This window comes from Herminiimonas aquatilis (genome assembly GCF_042665175.1).
Lineage (GTDB): Bacteria > Pseudomonadota > Gammaproteobacteria > Burkholderiales > Burkholderiaceae_D > Oxalicibacterium > Oxalicibacterium aquatilis.
This window is the reverse complement of sequence record NZ_JBHTCC010000002.1, coordinates 360,574-373,063: the sequence shown is the minus strand read 5'-3', so window position 1 is coordinate 373,063 and position 12,490 is coordinate 360,574. Positions and strand designations below refer to the sequence as shown.

Genomic DNA, 12,490 nt, shown 5'->3' with positions numbered 1-12,490 from the left:
TCATGCGTAACATTGCTATCGTCAATATTTATCGCCTTGGGATCAAGGAATTATGGAGCTTGCTGCGCGAGCCCACGATGCTGGTGCTGATCGTTTATACCTTTACCGTGGCGATCTATGTGGCGGCGACTGCGGCGCCCGAGAATCTGCATAATGCCGTGATCGCGATCATTGACGAGGATGACTCGCCGTTGTCGGCGCGCATTGTCGGCAGTTTTTATCCGCCGCACTTCAAGACGCCGCGCTTGATTACGCATGCCGAAATGGATATCGGTATGGATAACGGCGACTACACTTTCGTGCTCGACATACCAGCCAATTTCCAGCGCGATGTATTGGCTGGCGAGGCACCGGCCGCGCAGCTCAATGTGGATGCCACCCGCATGAGCCAGGCGTTTATCGGCAGCGGTTATGTGCAACAGATTGTGGCCGGCGAAGTGAGCGAATTCGTGCAGCGCCATCGTGGCAGTACCAGCATGCCGGTCGAACTGAATCTGCGCATGCGTTTCAATCCCAATCTTGAACAATCCTGGTTCGGCTCGCTGATGGAGATCATTAACAGCATCACCATGCTCTCCATCATTCTCACCGGCGCAGCACTGATACGCGAGCGCGAGCACGGCACCATAGAACACTTGCTGGTGATGCCGGTGACACCGACCGAAATCATGCTCGCCAAGGTTTGGGCCATGGGGTTGGTGGTCTTGCTGGCAGTTTCGGTCTCTCTCCTGTTTGTGGTGCAACTGGCCTTGCGCGTGCCAATACAGGGATCGATTATCTTGTTCATGGCGGTGACGGCCTTGCATCTGTTCGCCACCACGTCCATGGGTATTTTCATGGCGACAGTGGCGCGGTCCATGCCGCAGTTCGGCATGTTGATGGTGTTGATACTGATGCCGCTGGAAATGTTATCGGGTGGCATGACACCACGCGAGAGCATGCCATGGCTGGTACAGCAGGTCATGCTGGCAGCACCGACCACGCATTTTGTTTCAGCTGCCCAGGCCATCCTGTTTCGCGGTGCGGGCCTGGATGTAGTGTGGCCGCAAGTGCTGGCTATCCTGCTCATAGGCGCGGTGCTGTTTATTGCGTCGCTGCGACGCTTTCGCAAGACCATCAGCCTGATGGCTTGATGCGTCCAAAACGAAAATCCGCTGATTTTTCAAGGTTTGAATATCTCGCCCGGAGCAAAGTCAGCTAGCTCTTTCTTACTAAGCCTTGTTGTCGACTCTGCCGGCAGTCGCCGCTGCTGGCCATGCTCAAAAATGTAATTAGTATTGTTTTTATGACTTGTTGTTATTCAGGACGATACGCTTAAGTAATCGTGCCGTCGTCGTACTGCTCAGATTCGCTCGGTGACTTTCTACAGGAAAACTTTTATCATGGAACGATTCATGTCCCAACTGAAAGTAATTCTTGAATTTCCTTTTTTCAAAAGCCGTGCTGCCGCTGGGACTGGTAGCTTGCGGCATCGTTTTTGCCCAAACACCTCCGAACGCCGGCTCGCTGAACCAACAAATGGAACGAGAACAAGCGCCTCGTATTCCCGCGACAACAATTACTGACATTCGTATTGAACAGGGCGCTGAACCTGTTGCCGCCGCCTCTGATAATCAGAAAATTCTTGTCCGTAGCCTGCAAATTACGGGTGCACACGTATACGCCGAAGCCGCGCTGCTGGAAGTGACGGGCTTCACTAGCGGTCGCGAACTGACATTATCAGACCTGCGCGGTATGGCATCCAGGATTGCACGCCACTACCATGTGCACGGTTATCTGCTGGCGCAAGCTTATCTTCCGGCGCAAGACATCAAGGACGGCGCGGTGAAAATCGCCGTGCTTGAAGGTCATTACGGCAAAGTCACTTTGCGCAACAGTAGCAATCTCTCGGATGATGTGGCCCGCAGCTTGCTGAGTAATCTGAACAGCAGCGATGCAGTTGCTATCGCTCCGCTGGAAACCAGCCTGCTGCTGCTGTCTGACCTGCCGGGTGTGAACGTAAGATCGACCCTGGTGCCTGGTGCTTCAGTCGGTGCCTCCGACCTGATCGTCGATGTAACACCGGGCCAGCGAGTAAGCGGAGCCGTTGATGTCGACAATGGAGGTAATCGCTATACCGGCGCTAATCGAATTGGCACGACGGTTAGCATCAATGACCTTACCGGTCATGGCGATGTTGCAACGTTGCGGGCGCTGACGTCAGGCTCCGGCCTCAACTATGCGCGCGCTTCCTATCAGACGCAGTTCGGCCGCGCCAAAGCCGGCGTCGCCTATGCCAGCATGCACTACCTTCTGGGACAGGATTTCGAGAGCCTGCAGGCGAACGGCACGGCGCAGATTGCCAGCGTCTATGGCAGCGTGCCGCTGATTCGTTCACGCAGCAATAATCTGTATGCAGTGATCAATTTCGATGCCAAGACCTTTCAGGATAAGGTGGATTCGACCGCTACCCTCGCAGACAAGAAAGCCCGGGTGGTAATGGCCAGCCTGACCGGTGATCGTCGGGACGGTTTCGGCGGTGGCGGGTTGAGTACATATGCGCTTACATGGAGCACTGGGCAGATCGATATCCGGAGCACGGCGACACTTGCCACCGATGCTGCGACAGTGCAAAGCAACGGCCATTACGACAAGCTCGGATTTAACGCAGTGCGTCTGCAAAGCCTGACCGATAACATTTCACTTTATGCTGCAGTCAATGGCCAGCTCGCTTCAAAAAATCTGGATACCTCGGAAAAGATGGGACTGGGCGGCTTGAATGGCGTGCGCGCTTATCCGGAAGGCGAAGCGTATGCCGACCAAGGGTATGTAATCAATCTGGAAGCCAGAGCGCTGCTGCCGCACTTTTCGGAGTGGCAGTCGGGGCAGATGCATTTAATCGGTTTTGTCGATACCGGCACGGCGATGCTGAACAAAAACCCGTGGGCCAGCGGACAAAATCGTCGAACCCTGAGTGGCGCGGGAATAGGACTTAACTGGTTCGACAGCAACAATTTCATGATAAGGGCGTATTACGCCTACAAGCTGGGTAATGCGAAAGCAATGTCGGCACCGGATGAGACGGGACGCTTCTGGCTACAGGCGGCCAAATATTTTTGAACGCCGTATAGGGCAGGTATCGCAACGAACATGGACTGTACTCAGTCTTCAGGAACAACAGAAAGTCCATCATGAACCACATTTATCGCTCGATCTGGAATAGTCGGAGTGGCACATTCACGGCAGTTTCAGAGAACACCAGAACCGGCGGCAAGCAAGTGTCGGCGGGCGCAAGTGTCATGACGGAAGCCGGGTTCGCATTGAAAGCGCTAGCAGGCTCGTTGCTGCTGGCATTTGGAGTCAGCAGCTACGCTTTGCCGGTCGATGGTGTAGTCGTGGCCGGCAGCGCTTCTGTCGCCAGCGGCAATGGCAGCATGACCATCAATCAGAGTAGCCAGAACGTGGTGCTCAACTGGCAGAGCTTCAATATCGGTGCGGCGGAAACGGTAAATTTCGTACAGCCCAACATCAATTCAGTCGCGCTTAACCGCGTCATCGGTGCCGATCCATCGAGCATACTCGGCAGTCTGTCGGCCAACGGCAAGGTGTTCCTCGTCAATCCGAATGGCATTCTGTTCGGCAAAGGCGCATCGGTCAACGTCGGCGGGCTGGTCGCATCGACGCTCAATATTTCCGATAACGACTTCATGGCAGGCAAGTACACGTTTGCCGGCGCGGGTGGCGGTAGCATCCTCAATCAGGGCAGCATCAATGCCGATGGTGGCTATGTCGCGCTGCTGGGTGCAAATGTTTCCAATGAAGGCATCATCAATGCAAGGCTGGGCAGTGTTGCACTTGCTGCCGGCAATGCGATCACGCTCGATGTTGTCGGCGACGGTTTACTGAATGTTGCAATCAACGAGGGCGCGGTGCATGCGCTGGTCAGTAATGGCGGCATGATTCAAGCCGATGGCGGGCAGGTACTGCTGAGCGCGCAGGCGGCCGGCAATCTGCTGCAGACTGTTGTCAACAATACCGGCGTGATTCAGGCCCAGACGATTGAAAACCATAATGGCGTGATCAAACTGCTGGGCGACATGCAAAGCGGGACAGTCAACGTCGACGGCAAGCTCGATGCCAGCGCGCCGAATGGTGGCGACGGCGGCTTTATTGAAACCTCTGCAGCGCATGTTCAGGTGAAGGACGGCGCGCGCATCACCACTGCGGCACCGCAAGGTCTGACCGGCAGTTGGCTGATCGACCCTACTGATTACACGATTGCGGCATCCGGCGGCAACATCACCGGTGCGGCGCTGTCGGCCAATCTGGGCAGCACCGACATCATCATCCAGAGCATCTCAGGCGGTAGCGGCACTGCGGGCAATGTCAACGTCAATGACACCGTGAGCTGGTCGGCCCACAAACTGACCTTGAATGCGCAAAACAATATCAACATCAACGCCAACCTGAACGCGTCGGCCACCGCTAGCCTGGCGCTGGAATTCGGGCAGAGTGCAGCGGCAGTGGGCAATACCAGCCGGGTCACTACCAGCAACGGCGCATCCGTCAACTTAACCGCTGGCACGACAAATTTCACCACTAAACAGGGCTCGGACGGCGTCGTCAAAGCCTACACGGTGATCACCAGTCTCGGTGCTGCGGGCAGTACCACTGCCGCCGATCTGCAGGGGATGAACGGCAACACGACGCTGAACTATGCGCTGGGTGCGAACATCGATGCGACCGCGACATCGGGCTGGAACGCAGGTGCGGGTTTCGTGCCGATAGGTACTGATCCTTCGCGCTTCGCTGGCATTTTTGATGGACTGGGTCACACGGTTTCCGGTCTCTTCATCAATAGAACCGGAAGCAACTTTACAGGCTTGTTCGGCTACACCGCCGCGGGCTCGATGGTTCGCAATGTGGGTTTGATCGGCGGCAGCGTCGCCAGCAATATGTGGGGCACTGGCTCACTCGTCGGCGCGCTCGGCGGTACGCTGATCAATAGTTATGCAACCGGTAGCGTTTATGGCTTCCAGACAGTAGGTGGGCTGGTCGGCGTCATCGACGGCGGTGCCATTGTCGATAGTCACGCAACAGGTAATGTGGTTGGTGGCCCAAATGGCGAGGCAGGCGGGCTAGTAGGATTGAGTTGGGGGCCGGGTGGTGGAACCGTTAACAACAGTTACGCCACTGGCAATGTGAGCAGCGCCGTCGGTAACGTCGGCGGGCTGATGGGGATCAACTGGGGCACGGTCACCGGCAGCTTTGCGACCGGGACAGTCAACGGTACCGACTATATCGGTGGCCTGATTGGCAATAACAGCAATGGCTCGGTTGCTAGCAGCTACGCCACCGGTGCAGTGAACGGAAACAACCGGGTCGGTGGTCTTGCAGGTAATAATTCCAATAGCATCACCAATAGTTACGCGACTGGTGCTGTAACCGGCATCGATGACGTCGGTGGCTTGGCAGGCAGCAATAACAGCACGATCACAAACAGCTACGCTACTGGCATTGTAAACGGCCACAATTTCGTTGGCGGACTGATCGGGCAGTCAGTCACCGGCAATGTGACCAACAGTTATTCCGCTAACAGCCAGGTCGCTGGAACGGATTCGGTGGGTGGGCTCGTGGGCTACAACAACACTGCGACGATTAACGATAGTTACTCATCCAGTGCCGTTAGTGGGCAGAGCAGAGTCGGCGGATTGTTCGGGACAACAAACGGTGGCGTTATCAATAGTCGCAACTATGCATCCGGCAACATTATCGGTACCAATTCCGTCGGTGGACTCGTTGGTGAAAATGGTTTCGCCTTTTATATTTTCGACAGCTACGCGACTGGCAATGTCACCGGCGTCGAAAGGGTGGGCGGCCTGGTGGGCTACAACGGCAATAACGGTAGCATCGCAAACAGTTACTCGATTGGAGCGGTCTCCGGCACCACCAGTGTCGGCGGTTTGGTAGGTAGCAATATCCACACTGTCAGCAATAGCTTCTGGGATACGCAGACATCCGGCCTGGCGACGTCAGCCGGCGGCATCGGTATGACCACTGCGCAGATGCATACGCAAGCCAATTTCAACTCTGCCACGGTTGCCAATGACAACGTGAATCCCGGTTGGGATTTTTCCAATACCTGGATTGGGTACGATGGTCATACATCGCCCTTGCTGCGCTCTTTCATGACGGCTCTGACAGTGACCGCCAACAGTGCGACCAAGACTTATGACGGATTGGGCACCACCGGCGGCAACGGCGTGACGTATTCCACTATACCCAATGGCAATCTGCTCGGCACGGTCAGCTACAGTAGCGGGATTAATGTCGGCAGCTCCACCATTACGCCGGGCGGTCTCTATTCTAATCAGCAGGGCTATATCATCAGCTACGTCGATGGCGCATTGACGGTGAATAAAGCCGACCTGACACTTGGCACCAGCAATGTCAGCAAAATCTATGATGGCAGCTTGACGGCAGCAGGCACGGCTACCGTGGCTAGCGGTACGCTGTTCGGTAGCGATGCGCTCAGCGGCGGCACATTCGCTTTCACCGACAAAAATGCTGGCATCGGCACCAAGACGGTGACGACTACAGGCGTCACCGTCACCGACGGCAATAGTGGCGGCAACTACAACGTTACGTACACCGACAATACCAGCAGCACAATTACACCCAAGTCGCTCACAGTTGTCGGAGCAACCGCGCAGAACAAGGTCTATGACGGAACCACGCTGGCTACACTCGTCGGCGGCACGCTGGCAGGCTTGATCTCTGGCGATAGCGTGACCTTGATCGAGGCAGGGACATTTGCCACGCGGGAGCCCGGGAATGGAATCGCAGTTGCGGCAGCGGTCACGCTCGCCGGTACCTCTGCGGGAAATTATTCAGTAACGCAACCCACCGGCCTGACAGCTAATATCACTGCGCCGGTAACCCCTGCGGTTGGGAATATGCCTGATCTCGATACACGCAATCAGGGCGCCATCACCAGTGCGGTTTCGACCACGTTTTCTATGCCTTTGCAGACTGGGATGGCAGGCGAAAAAATGCTATTGAATCGCAAGAGCAGTGATTTGACAACCTCGACAACGGGGGATGAACCGGTATCAATTTTATCCTCCATCGTTTCGATACCTGGCGAATTAATCGGCTTGAATCTTTTGATCAAGGGTGATGGCTTAAAATTGCCGTCCGGTGAGCGATCAAGCGACGAGCGCGAAGACAAGAATTAAAAATTTCAGGTATTGATCGATGAATTCTGACTTTATCGACATGCTTGAATTGCTGCGAGCCAGTTTCATTATGTCTACATCAATCATGGAAAAGTCGGCGAGAACAAGCATCCAGGAATGATCACGTGACTTTTCCGCTAAGCTTTGTACGGGTATGCGATCGTAGAAATTCTGACTTTTCTGATTGCGCAAAGTCAGTCGTCCATAACTTATCGTTGGCGATGCCGTGCGCATCTGCATGAAACAGATCAGTCTTAGAATCCTTGTCGTTGATTTAACCTCCCATTTTTATTTTGGAAGTATTTTTGAAGCACGAAATGAAATATTTGGCGGGTTACCCCGAAGATTTAAAGAAACAGGTTCAGGGTCTCGTTGCGGAAAAAAAACTGGCGAGCTTGCTGCTTAAAAAATATGCAGTGGCGCATGAAGTCCGTACCGACAAGGCGCTGTATCAATATGTGTTGGATTTGAAAAGCAGATTCCTGCGCAATGCTGAGCCAATCAGCAAGGTGGGTTTTGATAACAAGATTCATGTTCTTCAGCATGCGCTGGGGATGCATACTTTCATCTCCAGAGTGCAGGGTGGCAAGCTCAAGGCCAAGCATGAAATCCGCATCGCTTCCGTATTCAGGAACGTGCCGATCGAGTTTCTGAGGATGATCGTCGTGCATGAACTGGCGCATTTGAAAGAGAAAGAGCACGACAAGGCGTTCTACAAGTTGTGCCAGCACATGGAGCCGGATTACCATCAGTTCGAATTTGATCTACGACTGTACTTGACCCATATCGATCTGGCGGGCGAGGCTTTGTGGGGCGGGCAGGCTGAGGCTGTATAAGTACGAGCGACTAGCAGGAAATCGTGTAACCACCCGCAAGATAGGTATTTATGTGTACCTGACCCGCTCCTACCGCTTTCATCGACGACTGAGCCACTTATGGATTGAACCCATCAGGCTGGGCCGAAGTAGGAAGATGAAGTGATCGACGTTCTCCGACTTCTCTCGACAAATACGCGTTCAAGCTGTTGCTCTCAACGAGTAGAATTTGCGTGGTATCGCACATTCGCAGAGCGAGAAAACCTCTGCGGGGTGATTTATCTCAGATTCATCTACGCCCAGCAGGCAAGATCCGATTCTGATGTTAGAAGCCTGATTTAGCCTGCATCACTCTTCATCGGCAGATAACGCGAAGACCAAGCGGTTATGAGGTCAGCCACATAGTCAGCATCTCGTTGTTGCGTGAGCAAATGATTAGCATCGTCGAGAGAAATAAAGCTTTTTGGATGTTTTGCTGCGGCAAAGATATGTGCGGCGTTGTCGACATATACAGTGTCGTCACCTGGTGCATGCATTACCAATAGTGGCCGTTTCAAGTCTGCGATGTGCGAGCGCAAATTGTTCTCGCGCAAAGCATCGATCAGAGTCTTACGAACAAAAAAAGGACGACCAGCCAAATGAACTTCAGCTTCTCCGTTCGCTTCGATTTCTTCTAAAGCGGCCGGATCGAACTGATGCAGTACATTTTTTAAATCGTATGGTGCGCCGATCGTTACGACCGCGCGAATATTGGGCATCATGCTTGCCGCCATCAAAGACGCAGCGCCACCCAGGCTATGACCGATCAACAATGAAGGTTCCTTGCCCGCGGCCGTCATTGCGTGTCCGGCAGCAATCAGGTCAGCCACATCTGCCGCAAAAGTCGAATCGCCGAACTTACCCTGACTCGCCCCTAAGCCGGCAAAATCAAAACGCAACACGCCTACACCACGCACACCCAAAGCGCGTGTCGTGCGCGTCGCAGCCAGGCTGTCTTTGCCGCACGTAAAACAATGCGCAAAAATCGCCCATGCATGCGGCGCTTCCGGACCTTCAATGCGTCCGGATAGTCGATAGCCTTTGGGTCCCTCAAAATCAAATACTTGCGATGCCATATTCGGTCCTTAGTATGCAAATTCCACTTAATTGATGAATGCGGAATATGTTCTGAAGGTTAAGCGGTTTTGTTTTTCATTTTCCTGACGATATGACATGCGCCATATTCTGGTACCCGCTGCTGTGATCTCAAGATACATGCTCAGGCCGTCAGCCAATATCTGGACTTTTCCTTCAAACGGTTTGGCAGTACTTACGTGTGTGTCAGTGAGTGGTTTTACGAGTTTGTGCATTTTGCATCCATGCATTTTTTGAATAAGGCCGGATGGATGCAAGTGTGGCTGTAAAAGGGTTGAATTGCAATGGACCCAAAAGACGCCATAAAACAAAAAACCCGCATCAGCACGGGGCTTGATACGGGTTTTTGGACTACTTTGGACTTTACTGCATGTACGACTGGTGCGAGAGCCGGACTCGATTGGTGTTATAACAAATTGATTTATAAGAAAATATTTAATTTTAATATTTTTGTACCAACATATATACCAGCATGTGATTCCCGGTTAGACAAAATGCCTATTTATAAGCACATGCGGCAAGACACTACGAATTACCTGCTATGACACCATAATAGAGGTCGGCCGCAGCCTATCTCATTTTCGTGGCACTCGCGACAGCGCTCATCTGTGCTGTGTTCATCCAATTGAGAATTCATAGGTGTGTTTGGACTCCGTAGGTTTAGATCGTTTTGCATATGAAATTAGACACGATGAAAGAAAAGAAGAAAAAACAAAAAAGCTACGATCTCCGCTACCCAAAAGAAATATGCAGATTCGATGACGATTTTTTACAAGATGATTTGGCGTACATACAAGACATCAAAATCTTAAATACGCTAAAACAGAAATGTGAGGATGCCAAAATTCTTTGGGAGGCGTCCGATCAAGCCAGTATTTACAATTTGTCAGAGGGATATGTTAAAGGGAATGATCCCATATCCTACGTTTTCACCCGTCCCAAACAGTTTTTAGTTTATTTGCATCTAGCAATTAGCTACGCCAAGTTGTTGGCTTCCAAGGGTAGATTGGACAGACATAGGTCGTTGTCGGTAGACAAACAAACAATAGGTAAACTCTACTGCGATAGTTTTGGAAAGGCTAAATTTTGTCTGGAGAGAGAGCTGTACACATGCGACATGAACTTTTCTCACCCCTTTGCCAAACTAATTTTGATCCGAACGCCCGATGAAGCAGTGCAGGAAATTCAATCTGCCAATTACAAAAGGGAAGAGGCGCTCTTTATTAGGGCAAGCAATTCTGACCGGAAAATAATTTTAGACACCATAGTCGAACAGATAGCGCTCCACAAAAATATTGTTCTTCATAGATTTCAAATCTCTACCGAAGCCATTTTCGCTTCAAGTGCCATCGTCGGCTCCAATCACTATAAAAGCGATTTAAGTATTCTTTATGATCGAATCAGTTCTCTTTCAAAAAATAACCTGATATGTGCGATACATTCCATTTTTCCTAGCGCTTTATCCCGGGCTGGCTTAGAAGGTTTTGAAGGAACGATTGGTCACCTTGCATTGGTTTTCTCGAAAAACGCTTTAACTCAGGACAAGAACTTTTCTTTATCTCTTCTAAATTCCCGTTTTTTGAACAACAACATTGCCTTTGGGGCGATCGCTATGGATCCAACCCAGAAGGGCTATAAAAACAAAGCCATCGGGAGTGTCCCCTCTCTCCATTCCTGCCAAGCGCTTGAGCAGTTGGCTGACTTTATGACAATAGAACGGCGATACATAAGGCCAGGATTTAGAATTCCTTGCGCTCCTAGTTTTACGCCCGGCTTAAAAAAACAACATACTCTTTTCGTAAAACAGTTTAAATAATGTTGTCAGATAATTTGCAAATCTCAATCTCTTTTTCGTTGTTTTTAGCATCTTAAAGATGATTTAATTATTCTTTAATATAAAATAGTTAAGTAGTTTATGTGTGAAATTAGCTAATTTCGTCAATTAAAGTACAGATTTTATTTATTCCTTGATATTCACAATCCCATCTGCCAAAGGACTACTTTAAAAAAGAGATTTATTACATCCGAGTTGCAAGCGATAAGACGTTTTCACCGCATTATTTAGAGTTATCGAAATGCATAGACGCGAGATTGAGGTAGTTGAAGCGGGGATAGGAATTAGCTTTCAAGATGCTAGTGCGTCCTTGAAAGGCCATGGTGAGCCGCTTTTCAAAATAGGGTATTTAATAGGTAAAGCGGGTAGTCGCATCAAGCTTGGAGATAGTCTGATGCTGCGTAAAGCAATCCACCTCTACATATCTTTGGCCAATGAGGTGCCATGCTCGCATTTCAATTGGAATGATGAAATCAATTGTGGTGAGTTTTCAGGTCTTGGAAAGCGACTTGTCGCTTGCATTGACCTTTACCAGAAACAAATATTAGGCCTAGGCGATGATACCGGTATCGAATTAAGCTGGAATTCCGACATATATGCTGAGTCAGCAAATGTAAGAATATTTCGTAAAGTTTTGGTTCGAGCAGCGGACGAGATCAGAAAAAAACATCGAATTGAATATCTAAGCAATATCAAATTAGGGTTTGACGAAACCGAGGCGCTTCAAAGAAGTATGCGTGGAGTACTTGCACTTATGAACAGGCCATGGGCACGAAGTCGCAATAAGCGCCTATACGACGAGATGTTCAAAACAAAGCATTCTCTGCAGGAGTGTCTGCAGAAGATAAAAAATACCTGTCCTAGATTCGGTGTTCTCCCTTTAATTCTTTCGTTTTCTAGTGAGGAGAGATCCCGGCTGCTTAGCATGCTCCCAAGCATAAACATATTGCGAACAAGGGCTTTCCCCGCAAACTATTTGAATCATTTCGAGCACGCATCTGTATTCGCTTCCAGTGTGAAGAAGCAGCTCAATAGGGAGGTAGTAGGCCATCTCATCAAATTGACCGGTGCAAACTCGTCCGATCCTCAATGCATACTACTGCTGTTTTTTACGCCAGAAGCATGCTCAAACATCAAATTACTCAAACTCCATTTAAATTTAATATGGGCAGACCATGTATTTGGGGTGACTGATATAAACCTAAGAAGCGTTCCTTTTGCCCCTGGTATAAAAATCAATACGATGATTGAAACATCGAAGAATTCAGAAGCCGTTTCAAACTTGGTAGAAAGTGTTTTTATTCGGGATCTCAAATACCAGCGTTTACGGCTGCCCGCACGACGTCGATCTTGGTCTAAAAGTAATTTTGATTGACCGGTGACGTTCAATTAATCTCAGAGTAGAAACACTCCTGTGCTCCTGTTTATTAGCCTGATTGTCGCGAATTGTGTGGCAGATCTTCCTTGTTTTAGAGTACGTCAACTTGTTG

Annotated in this window: 8 protein-coding genes; 6 read left to right on the top strand and 2 right to left on the bottom strand. The window is 50.6% G+C overall.

The features are described from left to right. Positions 1-2 precede the first annotated feature (2 nt). From ACFQO0_RS11285 to ACFQO0_RS11270, 4 genes are all read left to right on the top strand, one after another. Positions 3-1,133, top strand: coding sequence for an ABC transporter permease (locus ACFQO0_RS11285; RefSeq protein ID WP_382234652.1), 1,131 nt, complete (start codon positions 3-5; stop codon positions 1,131-1,133). Positions 1,134-1,416: 283 nt separating this feature from the next. Next, positions 1,417-3,099, top strand: a complete 1,683-nt coding sequence (locus ACFQO0_RS11280) for a ShlB/FhaC/HecB family hemolysin secretion/activation protein (RefSeq protein ID WP_382234650.1) — start codon at positions 1,417-1,419, stop codon at positions 3,097-3,099. A gap of 71 nt (positions 3,100-3,170) precedes the next feature. Beyond that, complete coding sequence (locus ACFQO0_RS11275) at positions 3,171-7,217, top strand: beta strand repeat-containing protein (RefSeq protein WP_382234648.1); 4,047 nt, start codon at positions 3,171-3,173, stop codon at positions 7,215-7,217. A 317-nt stretch (positions 7,218-7,534) separates the two neighbouring features. After that, on the top strand, positions 7,535-8,053 hold the full coding sequence (locus ACFQO0_RS11270) for a M48 metallopeptidase family protein (RefSeq protein ID WP_382234646.1): 519 nt from the start codon (positions 7,535-7,537) through the stop codon (positions 8,051-8,053). A gap of 317 nt (positions 8,054-8,370) precedes the next feature. Here the strand turns inward: ACFQO0_RS11270 and ACFQO0_RS11265 are convergent, their stop codons facing one another. Further along, positions 8,371-9,147 carry an alpha/beta hydrolase family protein gene (locus ACFQO0_RS11265; RefSeq protein ID WP_382234644.1) on the bottom strand — a complete coding sequence of 259 codons (777 nt, stop codon included), beginning with the start codon at positions 9,145-9,147 and terminating at the stop codon, positions 8,371-8,373. A gap of 27 nt (positions 9,148-9,174) precedes the next feature. Then, the gene (locus ACFQO0_RS11260; RefSeq protein ID WP_382234642.1) at positions 9,175-9,381 is read right to left on the bottom strand and encodes an integrase arm-type DNA-binding domain-containing protein; all 207 of its coding nucleotides are present in this window, start codon (positions 9,379-9,381) and stop codon (positions 9,175-9,177) included. A 461-nt stretch (positions 9,382-9,842) separates the two neighbouring features. Here ACFQO0_RS11260 and ACFQO0_RS11255 point away from each other — a divergent pair, with 461 nt between their 5' ends. Together ACFQO0_RS11255 and ACFQO0_RS11250 are read left to right on the top strand one after the other, a co-directional pair. Then, entirely contained in the window at positions 9,843-10,982 is a 1,140-nt protein-coding gene (locus ACFQO0_RS11255; protein WP_382234640.1) for a hypothetical protein, read from the top strand. Positions 10,983-11,241: 259 nt separating this feature from the next. Continuing rightward, positions 11,242-12,375 carry a hypothetical protein gene (locus ACFQO0_RS11250; RefSeq protein WP_382234638.1) on the top strand — a complete coding sequence of 378 codons (1,134 nt, stop codon included), beginning with the start codon at positions 11,242-11,244 and terminating at the stop codon, positions 12,373-12,375. The last annotated feature ends 115 nt before the right edge of the window (positions 12,376-12,490 follow it).